The organism is Photobacterium sp. AWH4_225, from assembly GCF_056158405.1.
The window spans coordinates 938594-963586 of sequence record NZ_JBSWTF010000004.1; the positions used below are offsets into that span (position 1 = coordinate 938594).

20 protein-coding genes and 1 tRNA gene are annotated in these 24993 nt (G+C 48.6%); 15 read left to right on the forward strand and 6 right to left on the reverse strand.

The features are described from left to right. The first annotated feature begins 153 nt into the window (after positions 1 to 153). The gene (locus ACXAD4_RS21485) at positions 154 to 1299 is read left to right on the forward strand and encodes a hypothetical protein (protein WP_475243991.1); all 1146 of its coding nucleotides are present in this window, start codon (positions 154 to 156) and stop codon (positions 1297 to 1299) included. Positions 1300 to 1373: 74 nt separating this feature from the next. Here ACXAD4_RS21485 and ACXAD4_RS21490 read toward each other — a convergent pair whose 3' ends face one another. Continuing rightward, the gene (locus ACXAD4_RS21490) at positions 1374 to 1625 is read right to left on the reverse strand and encodes a hypothetical protein (protein ID WP_475243993.1); all 252 of its coding nucleotides are present in this window, start codon (positions 1623 to 1625) and stop codon (positions 1374 to 1376) included. A gap of 33 nt (positions 1626 to 1658) precedes the next feature. Further along, complete coding sequence (locus ACXAD4_RS21495; protein ID WP_475243995.1) at positions 1659 to 2558, reverse strand: LysR family transcriptional regulator; 900 nt, start codon at positions 2556 to 2558, stop codon at positions 1659 to 1661. 139 nt (positions 2559 to 2697) lie between these two features. On the opposite strand from ACXAD4_RS21495, the gene ACXAD4_RS21500 reads away from it, so the two are divergent. After that, entirely contained in the window at positions 2698 to 3675 is a 978-nt protein-coding gene (locus ACXAD4_RS21500) for a zinc-dependent alcohol dehydrogenase family protein (RefSeq protein ID WP_475243996.1), read from the forward strand. A 77-nt stretch (positions 3676 to 3752) separates the two neighbouring features. On the opposite strand, the gene ACXAD4_RS21505 is transcribed toward ACXAD4_RS21500, so the two are convergent. After that, on the reverse strand, positions 3753 to 4298 hold the full coding sequence (locus tag ACXAD4_RS21505) for a nucleotidyltransferase family protein (RefSeq protein ID WP_475243997.1): 546 nt from the start codon (positions 4296 to 4298) through the stop codon (positions 3753 to 3755). 466 nt (positions 4299 to 4764) lie between these two features. On the opposite strand from ACXAD4_RS21505, the gene ACXAD4_RS21510 reads away from it, so the two are divergent. Then, positions 4765 to 6474, forward strand: a complete 1710-nt coding sequence (locus ACXAD4_RS21510) for a hypothetical protein (protein WP_475243998.1) — start codon at positions 4765 to 4767, stop codon at positions 6472 to 6474. Between the two features lie 84 nt (positions 6475 to 6558). Here ACXAD4_RS21510 and ACXAD4_RS21515 read toward each other — a convergent pair whose 3' ends face one another. Further along, on the reverse strand, positions 6559 to 6891 hold the full coding sequence (locus ACXAD4_RS21515; RefSeq protein ID WP_044620558.1) for a tRNA-binding protein: 333 nt from the start codon (positions 6889 to 6891) through the stop codon (positions 6559 to 6561). Between the two features lie 247 nt (positions 6892 to 7138). Here ACXAD4_RS21515 and ebgR point away from each other — a divergent pair, with 247 nt between their 5' ends. The 4 genes from ebgR to ACXAD4_RS21535 all read left to right on the forward strand — a co-directional run bounded on the left by ebgR (position 7139) and on the right by ACXAD4_RS21535 (position 13561). Beyond that, entirely contained in the window at positions 7139 to 8122 is a 984-nt protein-coding gene (gene ebgR, locus ACXAD4_RS21520; protein ID WP_475244000.1) for a transcriptional regulator EbgR, read from the forward strand. 330 nt (positions 8123 to 8452) lie between these two features. Next, a complete protein-coding gene (ebgA, locus tag ACXAD4_RS21525) occupies positions 8453 to 11563 on the forward strand; it encodes a beta-galactosidase subunit alpha (RefSeq protein WP_475244002.1) in 3111 nt (1036 codons plus the stop codon). 14 nt (positions 11564 to 11577) lie between these two features. Beyond that, a complete protein-coding gene (locus ACXAD4_RS21530) occupies positions 11578 to 12030 on the forward strand; it encodes a beta-galactosidase subunit beta (RefSeq protein ID WP_475244003.1) in 453 nt (150 codons plus the stop codon). A gap of 100 nt (positions 12031 to 12130) precedes the next feature. Beyond that, on the forward strand, positions 12131 to 13561 hold the full coding sequence (locus ACXAD4_RS21535) for an amino acid permease (RefSeq protein ID WP_475244004.1): 1431 nt from the start codon (positions 12131 to 12133) through the stop codon (positions 13559 to 13561). A gap of 64 nt (positions 13562 to 13625) precedes the next feature. Here the strand turns inward: ACXAD4_RS21535 and ACXAD4_RS21540 are convergent, their stop codons facing one another. After that, positions 13626 to 14906, reverse strand: coding sequence for a multidrug effflux MFS transporter (locus tag ACXAD4_RS21540; RefSeq protein ID WP_475244005.1), 1281 nt, complete (start codon positions 14904 to 14906; stop codon positions 13626 to 13628). A gap of 393 nt (positions 14907 to 15299) precedes the next feature. Continuing rightward, a tRNA-Ser gene (locus tag ACXAD4_RS21545) sits at positions 15300 to 15390 on the reverse strand. A 457-nt stretch (positions 15391 to 15847) separates the two neighbouring features. Between ACXAD4_RS21545 and ACXAD4_RS21550 the strand changes: the two genes are divergently transcribed. From ACXAD4_RS21550 to ACXAD4_RS21585, 8 genes are all read left to right on the forward strand, one after another. Beyond that, positions 15848 to 16906, forward strand: a complete 1059-nt coding sequence (locus tag ACXAD4_RS21550) for a PTS fructose transporter subunit EIIC (RefSeq protein ID WP_475244006.1) — start codon at positions 15848 to 15850, stop codon at positions 16904 to 16906. A gap of 21 nt (positions 16907 to 16927) precedes the next feature. Then, positions 16928 to 17242 (forward strand): PTS fructose-like transporter subunit IIB, encoded by a 315-nt coding sequence (locus ACXAD4_RS21555; protein ID WP_044620522.1) that lies wholly within the window; start codon positions 16928 to 16930, stop codon positions 17240 to 17242. A gap of 239 nt (positions 17243 to 17481) precedes the next feature. Continuing rightward, the gene (locus ACXAD4_RS21560; protein ID WP_475244007.1) at positions 17482 to 18324 is read left to right on the forward strand and encodes a helix-turn-helix transcriptional regulator; all 843 of its coding nucleotides are present in this window, start codon (positions 17482 to 17484) and stop codon (positions 18322 to 18324) included. 358 nt (positions 18325 to 18682) lie between these two features. Further along, positions 18683 to 18994, forward strand: a complete 312-nt coding sequence (locus ACXAD4_RS21565) for a PTS fructose transporter subunit IIB (RefSeq protein ID WP_475244008.1) — start codon at positions 18683 to 18685, stop codon at positions 18992 to 18994. A 17-nt stretch (positions 18995 to 19011) separates the two neighbouring features. Then, positions 19012 to 21501: a phosphoenolpyruvate--protein phosphotransferase gene (gene ptsP, locus ACXAD4_RS21570; protein WP_475244010.1), complete on the forward strand. Its 2490-nt coding sequence runs from the start codon at positions 19012 to 19014 to the stop codon at positions 21499 to 21501. A gap of 220 nt (positions 21502 to 21721) precedes the next feature. After that, positions 21722 to 22930, forward strand: coding sequence for a TroA family protein (locus ACXAD4_RS21575; protein WP_475244011.1), 1209 nt, complete (start codon positions 21722 to 21724; stop codon positions 22928 to 22930). Further along, positions 22927 to 24018 carry a FecCD family ABC transporter permease gene (locus tag ACXAD4_RS21580; protein WP_475244012.1) on the forward strand — a complete coding sequence of 364 codons (1092 nt, stop codon included), beginning with the start codon at positions 22927 to 22929 and terminating at the stop codon, positions 24016 to 24018. Before ACXAD4_RS21575 ends, ACXAD4_RS21580 begins: the two co-directional genes overlap by 4 nt. After that, complete coding sequence (locus ACXAD4_RS21585; RefSeq protein ID WP_475244013.1) at positions 24018 to 24764, forward strand: ABC transporter ATP-binding protein; 747 nt, start codon at positions 24018 to 24020, stop codon at positions 24762 to 24764. The genes ACXAD4_RS21580 and ACXAD4_RS21585 overlap by 1 nt, the downstream gene beginning before the upstream one ends. Positions 24765 to 24993: the final 229 nt, after the last annotated feature.

Genomic DNA, 24993 nt, shown 5'->3' on the forward strand with positions numbered 1-24993 from the left:
ATGTTGGAATACACGATTAAAGACCAGCATAACGTGTGCCATAAATTGCCCCTGCGTTACCAACCTCTCATCCCCGCCTACGTCTGACAATCCAATGACAAAACATGCAGTGTGATTCTGTATTGTCAGCGAAAATTTTTGCCAGGGCTTACAATGAAAAGCAGCAATTTACTTTTACCTGTTGTGTTGAGCACCGCACTCGTTGGCTGTGGCTCAGACAGCAGTGACAGCAACACACCAAGCGAGGCAAAGCTTAACTTCGGCGTCATTAATCAAATTGACTCCCCAGAGAGTGCGAGCAAAAGCCTCGAGGTAGCGAGTGATTACAGTGATTCAACGTGTAATCATGACAAATGCCTGAGTGACGTCGACGAAGCGGTTATCGCTTTCAATTATGTCTACCTGAAAAAAGTGGGCGGCAATGGCAACGACGCCACCTGCGACCAAACCGGTGAATGTGAGGCGTACCACATCACCTTCGAACAAGAAGCCAATGAGCTTCGCATGATTGATGTCATGAACGCTAACGGTGACAGCGCCTACCCGCTTTTCGAAGACTTAACCATGTCGCCAGGCGATTACCAGATGTGCCTGTACATCAATGGTAAATATGAAAAAGGAACACAAGTCGACACCGACTACGACTCTTATGTGCGTGACATCGACGGTAGCTACCTGTACCTGACCTCACCAAGCCAAGGCTCCTGTGCCGGTGCCAAACCACCGCAAAACGCCCGCCCTACAGGCCGCTTGGTCAGCCAACCTTTTACGGTAGAAGCAGGAGAAAACAACCTCGCTTTCTGGTTTAACTTGGAAGACACCCTGCAATACAATAAAAACCACGACTGGCGCTTTTTGAGCAGCAAAGATTTCGAGATCGTACATGTGGATGATATTGCGCCGCGACTCGGCCACATCCGTGGTACCGTTGACATCGATACAATCCAAAGTGTATGTCATGAGAACAATGCCGGTGCTGTGGATGCCGTTTATCTATACCGCAACGCAACCACTCAAGAGCAGATGCTGGGCTTCCATAGCTTGCGACAAGGCATCGAGGGTGAAAAACGCCCTAAAGAGTCAGCACCGCTTGCCGTTCCTCTGATTACCGAACCATCAGGCATGGAAGCAGTATTTAGCTTTAGTGACATTTATGCCGGCGAGTATGCGGTTGGCTACACCTGTACCGCACAACATGACGTTGAGGAAACCAATGGTTCTGGTTTTGAGATTTACGACTCTCGCAACAACATCATCGTTGAGCCAGGCCGCACAACGGGTGTCACCTTCTCACTTTAATTAGTAGCGTTAAACCAGAAACTAAAAAGGCCGCAATTGCGGCCTTTGTTCGTTGTGCTCAGGGCACCTTCTGGTCACCCAATATTGATTTCGCCATTTCTGACTTTTTTGCAAAACTGCGAGTAATCGTGGCTGTAGGCACAAAACGCCTGCGGTAGGGTCGAGCCCGTCAAGAATTCATCAAATGCCTGCCGGGTACCTTCTGGCAGAGCCGTGGGATCAACAACCTTGAAAGGCGTATCCGGTATCGAGAACTCTCTGAGGTTAGGAAGCAAGGAGTCAAAATCTGTAGCCATAGAATCATCACCCTTAACAATTGTGTTCATGACGCCTTCTGATTATAGCCAATCCCGCTAAAATCAAACTTTCTGTTTGCCCCTGTGTATCTGCTCTAGCAGGTAATCAATAAACACCCGCACCTTGGGTGAAACCATCTCCCGCTTCAAATAAATCGCATAGGTCGCAGTTGGCGTCGCTTGCGGACTGAAATGATAGTCAGGCAATACCTGTTGTAACCGTCCATCTTGGAGTTCATTGGCAACCGCCCAATATGGAATAAGCGCAATACCGCAATGGCTGAGCAGCAGCTGCTTTTGTCCGTTGACGGTATTCACTTCCAGCCCATTGCCGATGGCTAATTTTTCGAGTGACTCCCCCATCAAGTACCAATGCTGCCAACCTGCATACCCATATCGAATACACTGGTGCTCTGCCAATGCATCAGGAGATAAAAGAACAGAAGCAGTATCCAAGTACTCAGGGCTTGCACACAGTATAAAGTCGTTATCTTGTAGCTTGCGGGCAACCAAAGATGAATCTGCCAGTTCTCCGCTTCTGATCGCCACATCAATATTGTCCTCGATCAGATCCTTCACTCTTTCACTAAGCTCCAAGCTGATATCAACCTCGGGATAACGCTGACGAAACTCGTTAATCAGCGGCAAGATAACAGCCTCACCGTAACCTACTGTCGAACTGACTATGAGTTTTCCTTTAGGAATGTCCTGAAGATCGTTAATCGTTCTGCGCGCCTCATCAAGGCTAGCCACAATATGCCGTGAGTAGCTGTAGAAAGTCTGCCCGGCTTCGGTAAGCGATACCGTTCGGGTATTTCGGTTAATCAGCCTCACACCAAGCTCTTCTTCCAACGCCGCCAATTGACGCGACACCGATGATGGCTGGACATCGAATACTCGGCTTGTCTCGGAAATACTGCCAGTTTCCACCACAGCGTTGAAATATTGCAGTCGCTTAATCATCACTTACCTCTCAATACGAAGCGGTATTCTACCAAACCGACCTTTGCTTAAAAGGCAAAATACACTTGCCTTTGAGCGCATGGATTGCAATTGGCGCAATTATTATTATGGCCTCGCTTTAGTAAACGAGGGTAAAACAATGAAAGCGATGATTATTAACTCACTGGGCGATGCCAGCGTATTCCAACAGGTAGAGCGTGATAAGCCACAGGCTAAAAAAGGCCATTTGGTAGTCGAAGTAAAGGCAACCAGTGTTAACCCGCTAGATACCATGCTCCGCTCAGCAGAAACCCCATGGTCAGCCAACTTGCCGGAGATCTTGCATGGTGATGTTGCTGGGGTAATCGTCGAGGTTGGTGAAGGCGTGGAACAATTCAATGTCGGTGATGAAGTCTACGGTTGTGCTGGCGGTATTGCCGGTACTGACGGTGCACTTGCCGAGTACATGCTGGTTGATGCCGATTTGATGGCCCACAAGCCTACATCACTTTCCATGCGCGAAGCAGCAGCACTGCCATTGGTCTCCATCACAGCCTGGGAAGCCCTGGTTAGCAAAATGCATATCAAGCCTGGTGACAATGTATTGATCCACGGTGCAACCGGCGGTGTCGGGCACATCGCTGTACAATTGGCAAAAGTGCTGGGCGCAACCGTTGCTACTACATCGCTTGAGAGAAGCCTCGAGACGGCAAACACATTGGGTGCTGACCACGTGATCAACGCCGAGCAGCAATCAGTGGAAGAATACACCCAGCAGTTAACTGGCGGGCAGGGCTTCGATGCCATCTTCGACACCATTGCCGGAGATCATATCCAGAACAGCTTCAAGGCTGCCCGTTACAACGGTAAAGTCGCAACAATTTTGCCAATCAGCGATCCGCTGCAAGTTGCTTTAAAAGGGCTGAGCTTCCACAGTGTGTTGATGCCGATCCCATTAGTCTATGGCATCAACCGTAAAGCACACGGTGAAATCCTTACCCATATCGCCAAGATGGTCGATGAGGGGCAGATCAAACCACTTCTTGATGAAAGCCATTACAGTATTTGGGAAGTAACAAAAGGCCACCAGCGCTTGGAGTCAAAACAAGCTATCGGTAAGGTTGTTCTAACTGCCTAATTAGATTTGCCTCCCCTCACTGCTCCTGTCAGTCGAGGGGATTTTTTTGCCTCGAGCTTGGCCCCACCACCGGGAACTCAACAGGTCTGCGATTTCACTTTCAGTTTTGGCCAATGCTGTAACCAGTTCTTGCCATTGACCCGCTCGTTGAACAGTGAAAGTGGCCGCTTAGGATTAGGGGTGAGTTTCAACGCAAACAAGGATTCAAAACCAAAGGCAGCAATGAACTCATACTCACCTTGGCTGTTAAGTCGGACACCCACAGCAGTTTCTTTCTCTGGCCAATAACTCATGGCATCCAAAGTACCACAATAAGGGCTGTCACCATTGCGAAGGTGCATCAAGGCTTGATTGCGCACCTGCCAGTTGAATAGCGGTAGCATTTGCGTCAGTTGCCGCTCATAAACCTGGTATTGGTTGGGTTCGTTTTCAACTGGATCGAAGTAGACCACATCCACATCATTGAGCGGCGTTGGCTCGCTGTAGCCATGAAGGTGATCCCAGACGAGATTGCGGACAAATCCTGCCGCCAAATAGCATTGTGGTAGGTTCAATTGGCGCGCGCATTGCAGCGCCCTAAACCGAAGCATGTCCTTTTCAATCAGCTGAACAATGGAATCCAAAATAGGCTCTTCTTTTAATGGCTAAGAAAAAGAGAATGGCTTTTTCTCTGCAAAATGACTTGAAAAACACAAACAACGTTGCACATGCAATAGATGTAACATAGTCAACATTTGTTAATTGAGATCACAGTTCCAAAAATTTCTTAATCGAAGCTGAATAGCATTAAAACACAAGCACTTAACAGCTACATCAACATTTTATCCGGATTAATAAGCGAAGTAATCGATATCATCAGTATAACTACCAGCAACACTTAACCAGCATCAATATTTCTTATCACAATTTTTCGTGCATGTTTTTTTTTGCTTCCCTTAACCCTTTGTTATTGAAATAAATTATTCACCTCACCTCCTCTTCCAACTTATCTGGTTTCATATACACTCCCACAAAAATATTTAATAAAAACAGTGATATGCAAAATATCGCTTGCAGCAAATAACTCTATATCATTCAAAAGGGAATAATGTGAAAAAGTTAAGTCTATTAGCCGCATCAATGGCCGTTATTTTGGCAGGTTGTAATTCAAGTAGCTCATCAAATGGTGGTGGTGGCGGTGGTGAAACTGACATTTCCGGCCGTTTTATTGATGCCGCTGTGGAAGGCATGTACTACACAACAAGTTCAGGTAAAAGTGGCCTAACAGGTGTAGATGGTGAGTTTGATGCCACATCTACTGATACCATCACTTTCTACATTGGCGGTAAAAACGGCCTGAAAGTGGGTGCAGCATCAGCAAGAGATGTTCTAACGCCTTTCGAAGCTGCTGGTAAATACAACCGTGCACTTAACCTGGCAATTTTGCTGCAGTCAATCGACAACCACTTTGGTACGTCGGGTAACGACTTAATCTCTATCCCTGATGTACTGAAATCACCAGATGCAGCAACACTCGAAGAGATCGGTTTTATCAACTTGGATTCTCGTACAACTGTCTTGGACTTCCTTGATTTCTTAGGCTTGGACGAAAGTGACATTGCCGATGAAGAAGAAGCATTAGCTCACATGGAAGATGCATTCGGTTCAATGGATCGCGGTTCTAACGATAAAAACCCGTTTAGCGAGAAAAACGGCAAGTTTGTTCGCAATATCAGCGTCACCCAGTACGAAACAAGAAATAATTACACCTACGTCCACGCAGACAAGATGCTTGAAAACGAGTTGTTCCACCAAACTCGCGGCATGTCATTCATGGACTTGCAGCTAACACAAGCAAACCTAGTCATCCTCGAAGGCTCTAATGACACCACTTTCTCTAATAATGCTGCTTCAGAGTATTTAACATGTATCTCCGAAGGTGGAGATTTTGAATACGATAGAGACGGCAACACATGTAGCGATCAACCAGCCCATACCGACGATAAATTCCGACTTACCAGCAGGTTTGCATACAACCTGCTCAATCCTTATGAAGCGGATGAAAAAGATTCCGACATGCCATGGGCTGAAATCGAAGGCCGCACACTAATGCCACTTACAGCTTCAACCATCAAAGAGCTGAACCACTACAGCGCTGAGAAATTAGTTAATGACGCTGATGAGGAAGATAGAGATGAAGGCAACGAATTCTGGCAATTTGAGACTGCATCTGGCTCTTATGACCCAGTGACTGGCGTGTATACCGAGATCATGAAGAAAACCCAGCTTGACGGTGAAGGCTGTGACCAAGATATGACCTCCTGTCATCCATATCGCCAAACAGAGAGCGTATCTTTCTGGTATGAAGTCGATAAAGCAGGTGAAGAGCGCTACGTTGATTTCAAAGGCACTTGGGAAGATAAGCAAACCTGTGACAATGGCGAAGTCGCTACAATGAAGCTTGTATTCGGTGAAACTGGCGCACTGCTTTCTGGAACCGAATGTGAAGACGGTGTGGCAGAAGATATTGGCGAAGAGCCACACACTTATGCTGAACTGGCAGATATCGACTACTGGTGGTTCAACCAAGCAGGTCGTGAGTCTCAGGCCACATTAACTGAACTAAACACCGTTGTGCGCTTCTGTGATGTAGATGATTACAACCCGGGTGATGCTTGTAACATCAACGACCAATTCTTCGTGAAGTGGGAATACCAACCTGCCGGCACAGATTGGGATGAGGGCTTGTTGATCCGCACCAAGATGACAACATCAGGCAATATCGCCTCGACCAGCACAATGCAGAAAATCAGCAAGTAACACTGATTTGAAACCAACAAAGCCTCGTCAATGACGAGGCTTTGTTTTATCTATTTTGCAGAAGCTCTTTTCTGAACAACGCTACTAAACGATCTTCACCCCAGCAGGCATCGCGCGTTCAGGGGTCAGCAATACACTTTCCGACTCGTCATCAGTTTCAGCACAAAGCAGCATACACTCAGACGTTTCACCACGCATCTTGGCTTTGGCCAGATTGCACAATACCACCACCTGCTTACCCATCAACTCTTCTTCTGTGTAGTAAGGCACCAAACTGGTCACGGTCTGAAGAGTACGTTCACCCACATCGATTTGGACAATATACAGCTTGTCGGCATTTTGGTGACGAGCGACTTCAATGATCTTACCAGTACGGATCTCTAGCTTTGCGAAATCTGAATAAGCGATGGTTTCCATTGTGCATTTCCTTTCGAGGTAAAATTTACTAAAACTCATTTAACTTACCAGAAGCGAAGAAGATGGCAAGTGGCCATGTTGTTTTTGTGAGCGATACGTGCAGAGTCACATCAAGCCAACCGTATGCGGAGACGGTTTATTCGAAATGATTTTAGTAAAACGTAGAACTTCATAGTAGAGTTTGATTACAATAACACGATTGATAGACCGCTCACGGTGAGTGAGCCTTGCCAATGGATACAAGTAAATGGCGACACTGAAAGATATCGCGACTGAAGCGGGCGTATCTCTGGCGACGGTTTCAAGAGTTCTCAACGACGACCCGACACTAAGCGTCAAAGAAGAAACCAAACATCGAATTCTCGAAATCGCTGAAAAGCTGGAATACAAAACCAGCAACACCAAAGCGTTGGCGACCAGCAAAAAGCAACAACAGCACTTCATGGCTGTGTACAACTACAAGCAGGAAGCCGAAGTTAACGACCCTTACTACCTCTCTATACGCTATGGCATCGAGACCCAGTGTAGTAAGCTAGGCATAGAACTAACCAACTGTTATAACGGTGAAATTGCTGATAAAAACAGTAAAGTTAGCGGCATCATTCTAGTCGGTCGCAACAGCTCGAATGTCCTTGATAAAGTAAAAAGCCTTTCAGACAACATTTGCTTTGTTGATTTCAGTGATACCCACTCGTCATATGATTCTGTTGATATTGACTTGGCAAGGGTCAGCAAGGAAATCACCGACTTCTTCATTGCTCAGGGCTACCAACGCATTGGTTTTATCGGCGGCCAGGATTTACCGGAAGTCGCTGATATTCGCGAAGAAGCTTTTACGGAATACGGCCAACTTAAAGGGGTGGTATCCAGCAAAGATATCTACCGCGGCGAGTTCACCAGCTCATCAGGCTATAAGCTAGCTAAAGAAATGCTGGCGACCGGCGATTACCCATCAGCCTTGTTTGTTGCGTCTGACTCTATTGCCATTGGCGTATTGCGTGCGATCCACGAACATGGCCTGAAAATCCCTGAAGATCTCGCCCTAATCAGTGTTAATGATATTCCAACTGCCAAGTTTACCTTTCCGTCATTGTCTACGGTTCGTATTCACTCAGAAATGATGGGCATTCAAGGGGTTAACTTGCTGGTTGAGAAAATACGCGACGGCAGAACGCTACCGCTGCAAGTCTATGTACCCAGCCAGCTCAAGCTGCGGGATACCACGAAGTAACACAAGGCTTTCGCTTAACTGTCGATTGCAATATAAGGCGCTGATATACAGCGCTTTTTTATTACCTGCTATCAGAACCAACGCTCAAATCCCACCAATAAGCACAGGCCACCACCTCGCCTCTTGACTCAGTAAAATTCCCTCTCCCTGAAATTCTTAATCACCATCACATTATTGAGCAGATCAATAGTAAAAATCGTGATCGAGTTAAAGCATCCAAATTTTACCGATTTCATTTAGTAAAACTTTTACTAAACTGATTTGCAAGTTACCTGACCAACGTTCTGGTCATGGCAGAAAAATACATCGGTATTGAACCGGAGGCATTTCGTGAACAATTGGGAAAACTTCCTTCACCTACATGAGAACCGTCTTGCACCTCGTGCATACTTCTTCTCGTACCACTCCTTAACCAGCGCACAGACTTTCCAGCGTGAGCTTAGCAGCAACTTCATGTTGCTCAGCGGTCAGTGGCAGTTCCAATACTTCAACCATCCACTCTTGGTTCCTGAAGAGTTTTACTCGCAGCCAATGGCTGACTGGGACCATATCACTGTCCCTAACATGTGGCAGATGGAAGGCCATGGCGATCTGCAATACACCGACGAGGGCTTCCCTTTCCCTATCGATGTCCCGTTCGTTCCAACAGATAACCCAACCGGTGCCTACCAGCGTACCTTCACGCTTGGTTCCAACTGGCAAGACAAGCAGACCATCATCAAGTTCGATGGTGTTGAGACTTACTTCGAGGTCTATGTCAACGGCGAGTACGTCGGCTTTAGCAAAGGCAGCCGCCTGACGGCTGAGTTCGATATCAGCCAGTATGTCCAGCAAGGCGACAACCTGCTTTCTGTCCGTGTGATGCAGTGGGCAGACTCCACCTACATTGAAGATCAGGATATGTGGTGGACCGCCGGTATCTTCCGCGATGTTTACCTTGTCGGTAAAGAGCAAGTTCACGTCCAGGACTTCACGGTTCGCACCGATTTTGCAGATAACTACCAGCAAGCAACACTCTCTTGCGCTGTCGATCTAGAAAACCTGTCTGACACTCAGGCATCTGGTTTTGCCTTGGAATACGCGCTTTATGACAAGGGCCAGATCATTGCAGATGGTGCATGCACGCACCTGACTATCGATGCCAATTCACAGGAACAGTCACAAACCCAGTTTACTATTGAGCTGGATAGCCCTACCCACTGGACAGCGGAAAACCCTTACCTGTACCAGCTAGTCCTAACGCTTAAAGATAACCTGGGCAACACCCTGGAAATCATTCCACAGCGTGTCGGCTTCCGTGATATCAAAGTGCGCGACGGCCTGTTCTACATCAATAACCAATACGTTATGCTGCACGGCGTCAACCGCCACGACAACGACCACCTCAAAGGCCGTGCCGTAGGTATGGATCGGATCGAAAAAGATCTGATCCTGATGAAACAGCACAACATCAACTCGGTTCGTACCGCGCACTACCCTAACGATCCGCGCTTCTACGAACTGTGTGATATCTACGGCCTGTTCGTTATGGCTGAGACCGATGTTGAAACCCACGGCTTTGCCAATGTTGGCGACCTGAGCCGCATCACCGACGATGCTGAATGGGAAACCGTTTTTGTTGACCGCGCAGTGCGCCATGTTCACGCTCAGAAGAACCACCCTTCTATCATCATGTGGTCACTGGGTAACGAGTCCGGCTACGGCTGCAATATCCGCTCTATGTATGACGCCACCAAAGCGATTGATGACACCCGCTTGGTGCACTACGAAGAAGACCGCGATGCAGAAGTGGTCGATGTAATTTCGACGATGTACTCCCGTGCCCAGCTAATGAATTACTTCGGCGAGCATCCACACGAGAAGCCACGCATCATCTGTGAGTATGCCCACGCCATGGGTAACGGTCCGGGCGGCCTGACCGAGTACCAGAACGTGTTCTACCAGCACGATCACATCCAAGGGCATTACGTCTGGGAATGGTGCGACCACGGCATTTTGGCCCGTGATGAAAACGGCACCGAGTTCTACAAGTACGGCGGTGACTACGGCGATTACCCAAACAACTACAACTTCTGTATGGACGGCCTGATCTACCCAGATCAAACCCCAGGCCCTGGCCTTAAAGAGTACAAGCAAGTCATTGCGCCAGTGAAGATCCGTGCCATCGACGAGCAGGCTGGCAAATTCCTTATCGAGAACAAACTGTGGTTCTCTGATCTAAACGACTACACCATCACTGCAGATGTCCGTGCCGAAGGTGAGACCCTGCGCACCGTGCAGTTCAAGGTTGACGATCTTGCTGCCAACTCTGGCCGTGAAGTCACGATTGCCCTCCCTGAACTGGACGAGCGTGAGGTGTTCATCAACTTCACAGTACGCAAAGACAGCCGCACCCTATACAGCGCGGCCAACCACGAAATTGCGGTTTACCAGTACCAGATTAAAGAAAGCACGGTGAACGAGGTGCGCTTCGTCAATCACAATGCCACGCCGCTGATGGTGGAAGAAAGCCGCCTAAGCACAGTGATCACCGGCAATAACTTTGCGCTGAACTTCTCGAAAATCAACGGCAAGTTGACCTCGTGGGTTGTCAACGGCGAGGAGCTCATCAAGTCAGAGCCTAAGCTGAATTTCTTCAAGCCAATGATCGACAACCACAAGCAAGAGCACGAAGGACTATGGGAGCCAGCCCACCTGCAAATTATGCAGGAACACTTCCGCACTATCGACGTGGTTAGCAGCAGCAACTCTGTTGAAATCACGACCACCAGCATCATTGCACCGCCAGTGTTTGATTTCGGTATGCGCTGTGAGTACCGCTACCAAATCAACGCGGAAGGGCAGCTCAACATTGAACTGAGCGGCGAGCGTTACGGTGATTACCCGCATGTGATTCCGGTTATCGGCTTGGACTTGGGGATCAACGGCGACTTCGACCAAGTGAAATACTACGGCCGCGGCCCGGAAGAGAACTACCAGGACAGCAAACAGGCCAACCTGATTGATATCTACCAGAGCACTGTTGACGACATGTTCGAGAACTACCCGTTCCCGCAAAACAACGGTAACCGCCAGCACGTTCGCTGGGCAGCACTGACTAACCGTCACGGTGCTGGCCTGCTGGTGAAACCACAGCAGGAAATCAACTTCAGTGCGTGGTTCTACACCAACCAGAACCTGCACCAAGCCCAGCACACTATTGAACTGGCTAAGAGTGGCTTCATCACCCTGAACCTTGACCACAAAGTGATGGGCCTCGGCTCCAACTCTTGGGGTAGTGAAGTCCTCGATTCTTACCGGGTCTACATGGATGAGTTCCGCTACGGCCTCACCTTGATGCCATTACAAGCGGGAGACTGCAGCGCACAAGCCATGGCTAGCCATGACTTCGGCAACCGCTTCTTCACCGCTACCTCAAACACAGACTCAAACAACCAGTAAACGAGGCGACAATCATGATCGTGCTAGAGAGCCTAGAGCAATTCAAAGTGGTGTACCGCGATGGCCGTAAATGGAACCGCTGCGTAGAGGCGATTGAGAATATCGCCCATATCAAAGATGGCGTGATGCACTCCATCGGTGATTCGCTGGTTTACATGGTTGAAGACGGTATTGCCCGCAACACCGAGACCTTCGAAGGCAACCGCCGTTACTTCGACGTGCATTACTACCTGGAAGGCCGTGAAACCGTCGAGTTCGCCGATAAAGCGGCACTTGAGGTAGTGGAAGCCTACCGCGACGAAACCGACCGCGAATACCTGCAAGGCGAAGGTGAGACCCGCGAGTTGTACGAAGGCCAAGTGGCCATTTTCGACAACAGCAAAGCCTACCGCTTCCGCGGTGACAACCGGGTGCGCAAGGTCGTACTGAAAGTAACCATCGAAGATGGCTACTTCCTCAATAAGTAAATAGATAACGACAAGAGGGTTTGGTGTACCCAAACCCTCATATAACAACACGCTTGATAACGATTAACTCTATACTTGACGTGATTCAACGGAGGACACAATGTCTGAATCCTTACGCGGCACAATTGGCAAGTTTGCTTTGCTATCAATGACGTTTGCTGCCGTCTTTAACGTACGCAACATCGTGAACAACAACATCGAGCTGGGCTTAAGCTCCGCTCCAATATTCCTGCTAGCAACCGTGGTCTACTTTATCCCTTTCGTGTTCATTATTGCCGAATTTGTCTCGGCCAATAAGAACTCCGAATCAGGCATGTACGACTGGCTGAAACAACCACTAGGCACCAAAGCAGCTTACCTTGGCTCTTTCCTTTACTGGTTCGTTAACCTGTTCTGGTTCGTCTCGCTACTACCGAACGTTATCGCCTATGCGTCCTACGCGATGTTGGGGTACGAATACACCTTCTCACCAATGGTCACCTCGCTGATCTCTATCGTTTTATTTGCAGCTGCGACCCACATCTCGACCAAAGGGGCAACTTGGTTGGGTAAGATCTCTGAAATCGTTGCTTATGGTGTGTTTGCCCTATTCGGGATCTATGTCCTTGGTGCATTGATGGCGCTAAATGGCGGTGACTACACCCCTGCCCAACCGATCACTATGGAAGCGATGACCCCAACCATCAACTGGGCAACCTTGGGTATCATGTGTTGGATCTTCCAGGCAGCCGGTGGTGCTGAAACAGCGGCAGCTTACCTGAAAGATGTGAAAGGCGGCCAAAAAGCCTTTATTAAAGTCATTATTGCCGCTGGTATTCTGATTGGTGCAATGTACGCTGTCGGATCACTGCTGGTTAACGTCTTCGTCGCCCGCGAAGATTTGACTTATGCCGGTGGTATGGTTGAAATCTTTACCGGTATGGCGAACTACTTCGAGATCTCACAAGCACTGGTTGGCCGCTTTGTCGGTATTATCCTGTTTATCGCAATGTTTGGATCAATGATGATGTGGACAGCCGCCCCGGTGAAAATCCACTTCTCTGAAATTCCAAAAGGCGTTTACGGTGAAAAAACCACAGAGCTTAACGAGCACGGTGTACCGGTTCGCGCAGCTTGGTGGCAGTTCGCTTTCGTTGTTGTAATGCTAGTCGTTAACGGTTTTGGCTCTGAGTCGGTACAGGACATGATGAACCAAGCTATTAACCTAACAGCTGGTACCGCAATGCTACCGCCGATCTTCATCATGGCCGCCTACTTCGTGTTCCGCTGGAAGTACGATGACACCCCACGTGATTTCCGTATGGGCTCGCGCAATGTTGGTATGGCGATTGTATCGGTACTTATCGTTATCTTCGTGGTGAGCATGACGGCATCGGCCTTCCCAACAGGCGTTAACCTTGTCCGCGCATTCTTCATCAACGTGTTCATGACTGCGGTATTCTCAGCCATTGCATGGTGGTGGATCTCGCGCTTCGAAAAGAAGCAGGCAGGTAAAAGCGTTGAGGCTAAACAAGAAGTTGTGACGCAATAAAGAGTCGCTACACAACCCAAGAACAGTGACATGATAATCAAAACCCGCCTGACGGCGGGTTTTGTTATTTAGATACCGATGATAGTTTCTGGCTCCAGCCAAAGAGTACAATAACGAGGGCAAAGGTTGCTGTCATCAACCCGGTGATTGGTATGACCCCAGCCCCCTCGTAAACCGCGAACCCCGCACCGACAGATAAGACAGCCCCACCTCCAGTCATAATTGCCGCGCCGAGACCAGAGGCCGAACCCACCAGCTCTGGCTTGACCATTAGCATCCCCACCGTAGCATTAGGAAGGATTAAACCATTCCCTAGGCCAACCAACGCCATAAGGCCAAAGAAAATGACTTCTGTACTTAATTGGAGAAAACCAAGTACCAAAATAGCTATCAGGCCAACTAGCGATAAAGCGATACCGGCAGCAATCATTTTTTGCATCCCTAAGCGTTTTGAAAAACGACCCGATAGGTAATTACCCACCAGATAACCTAATGGTGTAATGGCAAAGTAGAGCCCAAATTCCGACGGGGACAGACCAAATACGACAGAGCCAACCAATGGACCGCCGGAGAGGAAAATGAAAAAACTGCCGTTAGCAAACATGGTGATCAGGCAATAAGCCCAAAACCGGGAGTCCTGCAAAATACTTGGATAGTTTTTGATTTGTGCGGCCAAAGAGCTATGGCTCTGTGGTGCGGTCTCCCCCATATCCCAGAAAGCCAGCGCTGTTATCGCTAGGCCTGCAACCAGCATTAACACAAAGCTAGATTGCCAGCCTAGCCATTCGCCCCAAAAACCTCCCACGGTTGGAGCTACCATGGGAACCATCGACATGCCCATCATGATATAGCCAATCATGCTGGCTGACTCATGCTCATCGGCAATATCACGGACAACTGCACGGGCGATGACACCTGCACTGACGATGACAGCCTGAACCGTACGGTAGAAAAGGAACAAATAAGCATTCAAGGTCAGCAGGCAACCCAAGGTCGCGAGCAAAAACACCGCACATGACCACAGCATCATAGTGCGCCGTCCGAACCTATCGGACAAAGGCCCGATGAAGAACTGCACCACGGCATTCATAGCTATGTAACCGGACACCGCAAACTGCATCACACTGTATTCCACATTGAAATACTCCGCCATCTGCGGCAGCGAGGGCAAGAAAATACTGATCGACATGGCCGATAGTCCAGTCAGCATCATCAAGGTAAACATACTGGGAGGCGACAGCGGTAGCGCTACTGAGCGGCTATTTACATTCAAAGGGAAACCTATTTCGTTATACCAAGTAAAGCTACGCATTGTTGGTAAGTAGCAGCAAAATGCATAGGTCATTTCACGTCAGATAAGCTGACTGGACCGACAAACCTATATTTAACGCATAATGACAAAAGCTTGATTCCGCCACCATGGCTAGCAAGCTTTTTGTTACAAAATAGGGGGTTAGGTAATGGGGGTTCGGGGTTCGGGGTTCGGGGTTCGGGGTTCGGGGTTCGGGGTTCGGGGTTCGGGGTTCGGGGTTCGGGGTTCGGGGTTCGGGGTTCGGGGTTCGGGGTTCGGGGTTCGGGGTTCGGGGTTCGGGGTTCGGGGTTCGGCAAGTATGCTCTAAAATCATACAGCTTATTCAAGCTCTTTTCCTAGGTCCTAGAACCCTTTCTTCCCAGGACCCAGCGTTTTCCGAAGGCTAAAACGCGAAAAGGGCTCGCATTTCTGCGAGCCCTTCGAATGTGGCGGAGAGATAGGGATTTGAACCCTAGATACGCTACAAACGTATGCCGGTTTTCAAGACCGGTGCTTTCAACCACTCAGCCATCTCTCCGTAAGTGCGACGTATATTAATCGGTACTATTGACCTTGTAAACCCACCAAAGATTCAAGTGCTTATATATCCACCAACAACAAAGAAACCTGATAAAAAAACGGCAATTTACCGCTTTTTTAACTGCGGTCTCTCATCGCTCTATTCATTATCCCGGTGGCCGACTGGATTTTCATACGCCAACTGGACTTTTAATACCTTTGTTCATCCAATATTCCTGCCCCTGAAGCCATTTAGTGATCTCCTTCACTATAAGGCTGAGAGCTAAATCACATCTCATTTCGCAGGATACAAAAGTCCAGCTAATGGCCTATTTATCCAATAGTTTCGTACCGCAGCCCGTCCCATAATTACAGCCATCCAGACAGTTCTCTGTCTTAGAACATAGCTCAACCCTATTTCGTTGACCGCAGAGTCAACTGAAAAAATAAACCATAAAAACATGGAGTAATTCGAAATGAAAAGCCAACTGTCGGTGTTAAAAAGACACTTATTGACGGGTACCAGCCACATGCTCCCCTTTGTTGTTGCTGGCGGGGTATTACTTGCCTTGTCTGTCATGCTCGGAGGTAAAGGCGCGGTACCGGAAGGCGTATTCCTAGAAGGCTTGTGGGATATGGGTATCGCAGGTTTCACCCTGTTCGTTCCTGTACTTGGTGGCTACATTGCCTACTCAATAGCCGATCGTCCGGCGCTGGCCCCGGGTATGATTGGGGCCTACCTTGCCAATCAGGTACAGGCAGGTTTCCTTGGTGCAATCGTGGTTGGCTTCATTGCTGGCTATGTTGTTCTACAACTCAAACGTATTCCGTTATCTAATAAGCTAAAAGCCATTTCGACTTACTTCATCTTGCCTATTGGCGGTACCTTTATTGTCTCGGGCTTGGTGATCTGGGTGATCGGTACACCTATTGCGATGGCAATGGAAAGCATGAACCTGTGGCTACAGGGCATGGCCGGTGCATCTAAAGCCTTCTTGGGCATGGTACTTGGTGGCATGACGGCCTTCGATATGGGTGGCCCTATCAACAAAGTAGCAACCTTGTTCGCCCAAACCCAGGTCGGCACCCAGCCATGGTTGATGGGCGGCGTCGGTATCGCTATCTGTGTCCCACCTTTGGGTATGTTCCTAGCTACCTTGCTTTCACCAAAACGCTACACCGACGAAGAACGTGAAGCCGGTAAAGCCGCTGGTATCATGGGCTGTATCGGTATCACTGAAGGGGCTATCCCATTTGCAGCTGCTGACCCAATGCGCGTCCTTCCTTCTATCGTCGTTGGCGGTATGGTCGGTAACGTTGTCGGCTTCATGTTCAACGTCCTCAACCACGCCCCATGGGGTGGCCTGATTGTCCTGCCTGTTGTAGACGGACGCCTGTTCTACATCGTCGGGATAGCAGCCGGTGCCCTCACCACCGCCCTAATGGTCAACGCATTGAAAAAACCTATTGAACAACGTCAGAACGCCAAGCAGGAAGACGAGGCGGAAGACACCCTTGAATTAGAATTCGATTAATAACTTTCGGGAGAAAATAACATGAAACTACTAGGCGTAACCTCTTGCCCATCAGGCGTTGCCCATACCTACATGGCAGCCGAAGCCTTGGAAACAGCAGCTAAAGCCAAAGGCTGGGAAGTCAAAATCGAAACTCAGGGCTCTATCGGGATTGAAAATGAAATCCTGTCAGCCGAAGTGGAAAATGCCGATATTGTCATCCTGACCAAAGATATCGCAATCAAAAACGAAGAGCGCTTCAAGGGTAAGAAAATCGTTCGTGTCGGCGTGGCTGATGCAGTGAAGAAAGCCCCTCAAATCATGGATAAAATCGAAGCGCACCTTGCTTCTGCTTAAATCATCATTGCAATGCCTTGGCCTTATACTGCCAAGGCATTGGCATATTATTACTCTGAAAAATGATACTTACTCAACAGTTTACAGAATATCATTTCGAAGTAGTGGATATTAGAGTGGTATCATATAAATGGTTAGCCTTCAGTAACTTATACGTCTTCAGATAATGCGTATTCAGAGCTAGCCTTTCTTTTTGATAACACTGCGCTAGTAGCGAGTGATTTGGTAGATGTAATGACATGAAGCAAACCTTCTCTGATCTTCTTGAAAATGTTATTTCAGACAGTACCGCTTTCCAAACTATCTGGTTTGCTGGTGATGATGTTCCACCGCCAGAAGCCAGTTACCAAGTTAACTTTCCCCGTCTTGAGCTGGTATTTAATGGCCAGTACGAAAACTTACTAGAAAGTCCGCAACAGCAAATTGAAAATATCATTCTTGGCCCTGGCGATGCCTTATTTATTCCAGCCAATGCCTGGAACAAGCCGAGTTGGGACCAAGAGTGTTCAGTACTCAGCCTGCTCTTTGGCAAAAGCCAATTGGGGTTTAGCTTAGTCAGCAAGCATGAGAATGAAGATGGCTTCTACGATGTGGTCAAATACAGTGTCCCGCAGCGAACAGGTCGAGCTATCGATCATATCCTCACCGCACTCTCGACTCTGGCTTATGAGAAACAAAAACAACCCGCCGACAAATTCCTGTTACTGGCACTGCTAAGCTACTGCAAGGACATGCTTGGTCAGCCTACGACAGATGCAAGCCGTCGTAGCGAGGACATGTTCAAGGGTATCTGTATTTACGTGCAGGAAAACTTCCACCGAAACATTAATCGCAATACCGTCGCGGCCCGCTTCAATATCTCACCGAACCATTTGTCTCGGTTGTTTCGTCAGGAAGGGCATATGCGCTTTGCCGATTACATCTCTTGGGTGAGACTGGAGCGCGCTAAGTTCATGCTAAAACGCTACAACTTCCGGCTTGAGGAAGTGGCCCAGCGTTGCGGGTATCACGATCCCAATTACTTCTGCCGGGTGTTCAAGCGGAAAACGGGAAAAACTCCGACCGAGTATCGCTGCCACTAAACAACACAAATGAGGTAGCAGGTTTCAGCCTAACCCTCTTTAGCCTGAACTGTTATTGTGAACAGTGTTTTTTCTAGGCTGAGTCAATTTCACTCGGGACAAATGTGCAGTAGCACGCCTTAAAAATGCTAATCAAGGTACCTCCCCGCTCCCGCCCTCCCCCAAAAAATCGACTGAGAGTGCTGTGGCTACCGGCTTCAGACCAGTATTTACCTTGCCGCTAGAAAAGTGGGACTTTTATCACGCTTGGATATGGCCGCTACAAATGTCCAGTAAAGGGTTGTTTTGTCTTCTACCGCCCTCTCACCACTCTCCTTATAGTGCTTACATAAGAATCTGAAACGATTGGAGAGAAAAGATGAGAGTGGTCGCTATCACCGCTTGCCCAACCGGCATTGCGCATACCTATATGGCTGCCGACAAATTGATTGATACCGCCAAGAAGCTCGGCATTACCATCAAAGTCGAAACACAGGGTGCCATGGGTATCGAAAACCGCCTTAGCGAGCGAGATATCGAACGTGCCGACGTCGTCGTGCTCGCGGCCGATATCAACATCGAGCACAGCGATCGCTTCAAGAACCAACCTTGTCTCGAAGTCACTATTCAAGATGCCCTTCAGCGTCCACGCCGGGTGTTCTCTCAATGTCAGCAACTGTTAGCGCATTAATTTAAGGCAGTAGTATCATGAAACACCAATTTGCTTTCTGTTGTGAACTTCCTAACGGTATTCACGCTCGTCCGGCCACTCATCTGGAAAAGGCCTGTGGTCAGTTTGATTGCTCCATAACTCTGATCAACCACCGTAACAACAACCAGGGCGATGCCAAGAGCGTACTGTCTTTGGTTGGTACAGATACCTTACTCAATGACTCATGCAGTCTGATCTTCGACGGCCATGACAGCGAACAAGCATGTCATGCACTGGAAATTTTTATCACCAAAGAATTCCCCCATTGCGATGAAGCACTGGAGCCCGCCATCAGCTTGACTGATTTTCCTTTGCCGCAGTCATTGATGCGCCACCAGCCTAACTTATTGCACGGACACCGACTTGCAACGGGACTAGGTCATGGCAAACTCGTGCAATATGGCCAAACAGATCTTCAGTTATTTGCTACCGATACTTGCCATGACGAAACCAAGCGATTCCAGACAGCCCATCAGCAAGTTGCAGACCATTTAAATAAGTCGATGGCGACGGCTGAGCATCATGAAAAAGATATCCTTGCGGCTCACTTGGCGATATTGAATGACGCAAGTTTCATCGAAAACATCACCGCCCTGCTTGGCACTCACTCAGCCGCCAATGCTATTCTGGCAACCATCGACAAATTGAGCGCCCAGCTCCAGCAATCAGCAAGTGCTTACTTACGCGATCGAGCTATCGATATCAAAGATGTCTCGACCCAGTTGTTGATGGCAGCCTACCCTGAGGTAAAATGTCAGCGGAAGTTCAACCTGACGGAGCCAGCCATTGTCCTCGCCAATGAACTCACCCCTAGCCAGTTTATTGGATTGGAAAAACAATACTTGCAGGGTTTGGTCTTAACCCAAGCCGGTAGCACCTCGCACACCGTTATCTTGGCTCGTGCTTTTGGCATTCCGACGCTATCAGGCATTGATACCAATCAGTGTAGCTCTGCGATGAATTCACCGGCTTATCTCGATGGCCAACTCGGTGTTCTCGCTGTTGAGTGCAGTAAACCTGTCCAACACTATTTCGAGAGAGCGCTTAAGCTGCGCCAGCAAGAAAGACAACAGCAAGAGAAATTTGCTCACCAGCCAGCCGCCACCATTGATGGTCATCAGGTAGAAGTGGCCGCGAACATTGCCTGCTCTATGGAGGCTCCAGTGGCATTCCGTGATGGCGCCGAAGGTGTCGGCTTGTTCAGGACAGAAATGCTGTTTATGGATCGACAGAGCGCGCCAAGTGAAGATGAACAGTTCAGACACTATCGCGATGTGCTTGAAGCCGCGAATGGCAAGCCAGTGATCATCCGCACTATGGACATCGGCGGTGACAAACCGATTGATTACCTCAAGCTACCAAAAGAAACTAACCCGTTTCTCGGTTACCGTGCAGTCAGGATCTACCCACAATTCGAATCGCTTTTCCGTACCCAACTCCGTGCAATCTTGCGTGCTTCTGTCCACGGCAAGACCAGAATCATGATCCCGATGATCCAAAGCATCGAGGAGATCCGCTGGGTCAAGCAGCAACTTGGTCGTGTAAAAGCGGAGCTGGGAGCAGAAAGTATTGCCTATTCTGCAGAGATACAACTGGGGATCATGGTCGAGGTGCCATCGGTGGTCTTTATCATCGACCAATTCTGCCAAGAGGTGGACTTCTTCAGCATAGGTTCAAACGATATGACCCAGTACCTGCTGGCTGTTGACCGTGACAACGAACTCGTCTCTCACCTCTATAACAGCCTGGCTCCGGCATTTCTGCGTATGCTTGGGCAAGTGGTGAAAACCGCTCACCAGCACGGCCGTTGGGTGGGTCTATGCGGTGAACTAGGTGCCGACAATACAGTTTTACCCCTGCTCGTAGGCGCAGGCTTAGATGAAATCAGTATGAGTGCGCCCAAAATAGCAGCAACTAAAGCTGCCATGAGCAACTTGTCCTTTTCTCATTGCCAGTCTCTTTTTGAACAGGCCTGCCAGTGTCCGACCATCCAGGATGTCACGGCGCTGTTGGAGAATGCATCAACAGCGAGCTATGAAAAACCACTGCTGGGTATCGAATGTGTGTTCAAACAGGCTGAATTTGCCAACAAGGAAGAGGCCATTCAAGCGCTTGTTGGCAACCTTGCAGTCCAAGGCCGCACCGATAACGCCTATGCACTGGAAGATGATATCTGGGCCCGAGAAGCCGTATTCTCGACCGGTCTCGGACACGGATTTGCCATCCCGCATACTAAATCTGACAACATCCGCCACTCCAGCATCAGCATTGCCCAACTCAGCGCACCGATTGACTGGCAATCAGATTCAGGCGATGTCGATTTCATCATCATGCTAACGCTCAACAAACAACAAGGTGAACAGCATATGCGGATCTTCTCCGGCTTGGCCCGCAAACTGATCCACCAAGACTTCCGAGACCGACTAAAAAGCTGTGCCGATGAAGCCGCAATGATCCAACTGCTTGAACAAGAACTCTCTTTATAAATAACCTTTCCCCCAGGAAAGTCCCAAGGTTCCCCCTGATCCATTCGGACGGTCAGGGGGCTTTTTATGCGTTAATACCCACAAGAATAACAAGGCTAAACTATTGACGCATTTACATTATTTACAATTAGGGAAAATTAAATTCCAATAAACGATATATAAAACGATAAGTATTATCATTAGCATGGCGATTCATATTTCTAGCACATAATAATTACCAATGAATAAGCCACTTCAATTGAGAACCTTGCTCACCTCTTCCATCATGCTTGTTTCTGCATGTATATCTTCTGCTGCATTCGCCGATACCTTTCCTGTCACCGTTACCGATGTTGCAGGCCGAACCGTGACCATTGAACAGCAACCCCAGCATGTTGCGCTCTCCACAGGCCGTGTATTTCCTTTGCTGGAAATCATCTATCAGGAAGATGCAGCCGATCATCTCGTCGCTTGGCGTGATGACATGCGCCTGTCTGCACCAAGCATGTATGCCAGCTACATCAAGGATTACCCGGAGCTGGCCGACGTGATGAAAATCGGCAAAATCAAATCAGGGGAATTTGATGCCGAGCGCTTTATCAATATGGAGAACAAGCCAGATGTGTTCGTGGTTGATATCTCCAACATTGCCCTTGCCAGAGAAAAAGGACTGCTCGACAAACTTGAAACAGCAGGCATCAAAGTCATTGCCATCGATTTTCGAGAAGATCCTATCAACAACACCGTCAAATCAGTTACCAGCTTGGCAAAAGCCCTAGGCAGAGACGCCCAAGGTGCAGCCTTTGCTGGTTATTACCAACAGCACGTTCAAGCTCTAGAGCAGGCCGTTGCCAACTTGCCTGATAGCGAAGCCAACAAAACGGTGTTTATCGAACGTGCCGCCGGATATGACGGTTCATGCTGCCAGACATTTGCAACCGGCAACATGGGGGCCTATGTCCCTTTCTTGAAAGCGACCAATATTGCTGATAAGCCATTGAAAGGGGCTATAACAGGTAAAATGTCACCGGAGAGCGTCATTGCCGCGCGCCCTGATGTCTACATCATGCAAACGACGGGATGGATTGACAAGAAAGGAAACCCAACTGCGGGTATCCCACTAGGCTATGCCCCTATCAATCGCACTGCCATCAGTCAGGCCACAGAAACCCTGATGGCACGCTCATGGTTGAAGGCGGTGAATGGTTACCAGAACAAAGATGTGTATTCCATCTATATGCCGTTTTACAACTCACCCTATAACCTCGTCGCTATGGAATACTTCGCCAAATGGATCCACCCTGAGCAATTTGCCTCGCTTGATCCCGAGAAAACCTTTGAAGAGATGAATCTGCGTTTTGCCAACCGCCATGCCAGTGGCACCTTTGGCCAAAACAACTTTGAGGCTATTTCACAGGGAGCTGCAAATTCAAAAGGAGAGGCTAAGTGAGTGACGTAGCCTTTTCGCAAGCTACGTCCGTTGCACATACAGGCAGCCAGATTAAGGCTGCTTTGTACCAGCATCGGGCACGCAACCGAAAGAAAAAAATCGCGCTGGCCTGCTTTTTCATTCTCAGCCTTGCGTGTGTGGTTGCCGACATTTTGATCGGCTCACAGGGCCTAACACTGACGCAGGTACTAGCCGGAATCTTCCACCCTGCTGCCAGTGATATTGCCAGCCGAGTCATCATTTGGGATATCCGGATGCCGATGTCTCTGATGGCACCGCTTGTCGGCGGTGCATTGGCATTGGCCGGTGCACAGATGCAGACAACCCTGAGCAACCCACTTGCCGACCCTTATACCTTTGGGGTGTCTGCAGCAGCAGGCTTTGGCGCTTCATTGGTGATCACCAATATTATTGCTATCCCCTTTATCCCAGTTGAGTATCAAGTTGCTGTCATGGCCTTTGTCATGTGCCTGCTTACCACCTTTATGATCGCAGGGATCTCATCCGTCAAGCGAGTCTCTATCGAAGGGGTCATGTTGTTTGGTGTCGCCATCATGTTTGCTTACGACAGCATGCTGACCATGATGCAGTACATTGCTACCGAAACCCAACTCCAGACGCTGGTCTTCTGGCAAATGGGCTCCCTCGACCGTGGAAGCTGGGAGAAAATCACCATCTTGGCAATCGTGTTACCTGTTGTACTCGGCATCATGATGAAAGATGCATGGCAGTTGTCGTCACTGAAAATTGGCCAAGAACGGGCCGAATCAATGGGCATCAACGTCAATCGCCTTCGTATCAAAACCTTGCTGCTTGTCTCGCTAATCACTTCCCTTTCCGTCTCGTTTGTCGGTGCCGTAGGTTTTGTCGGATTGGTGGCTCCACATATAGCCCGTATGGTTCTGGGCGAAGATCAGCGCTTCTTCCTGCCAGCCTCCTTTTTGCTGGGATCTGTGTTGCTAGGCTTGGCTTCGATCGCCAGCAAAACCATCATGCCGGGTATTATCCTGCCACTTACCGTGGTGATGTCGATGGTGGGTATTCCGTTCTTTATCTTTTTGATAATCAAAAAAGGCGGTAAGTTCTGATGGCTCTCAACATCAATAATCTATCAGTCTCCTATGGCCAGCATAGTGTCTTGGATGACTTGACGTTTCCCACTATTGAACCCGGCGAAATGGTCTCTTTGATCGGTAAGAACGGGGCGGGGAAATCAACCGTACTCAAACAGATGACCAAGCTCATCAAACGCGAGCCGAATGTGTTCTCTTGGCAGGGAAAGCCCCTCGCCTTGGATGACATCGGGTACCTGCCACAGGATCATAGGATCAACGCCTGCATTACTGTGGTTGAGCTGCTCATCACTACCATGCATGTCGGAGTCAGTTCGTTGTTTACCCGTACCAACAGTGCTGAAAAGGCACTGGCTTTACTAGATAGCATTGGTATTTTGCATCTTGCCAATAAAGTCTGTACCGAGCTATCGGGTGGTGAGAGCCAGATGGTTGGCTTGGCGCAAGCGGTGATCAATCAGCCCAAGGTGCTTATCCTCGATGAGCCAACCGCTGCCTTGGATATGAATAACCAGTTGAAATTATTGGAATATGTCAAGGGTTACACCCGCCGTCATGCTGCATGCGCCTTGATGGTAGTACACGATCTGAATCTGGCTATTCAATATTCCGATAAAGTGGCGGCGCTGCATCAAGGCAAACTTTTCACCTTTGGCGACCCACAGCAGATTATCGACCAACAGCTGATCCGCGATGTGTTTGATGTTAACTCCGCCATCATTGAACTCAATGATACCCCGGTGGTTGTGGTACAGCCTTAAACATACATCACTCTTCAACCTGAGCCATTGGTAATAGTACTTACCACTCCCCGTTAACAATCCCCGGTTGTGTTCACTCCAAGGTGAAGATAAACCGGGGAATTTTGCCCCATTACTTATAACCTTACCGAGTTTTCACTCACTAACACACTCACCACAGCGGCATAAAATAGCTCACAAAAACACAACAAAAAAACATCATTTCATGGTAATTGAATAATTTAACCTC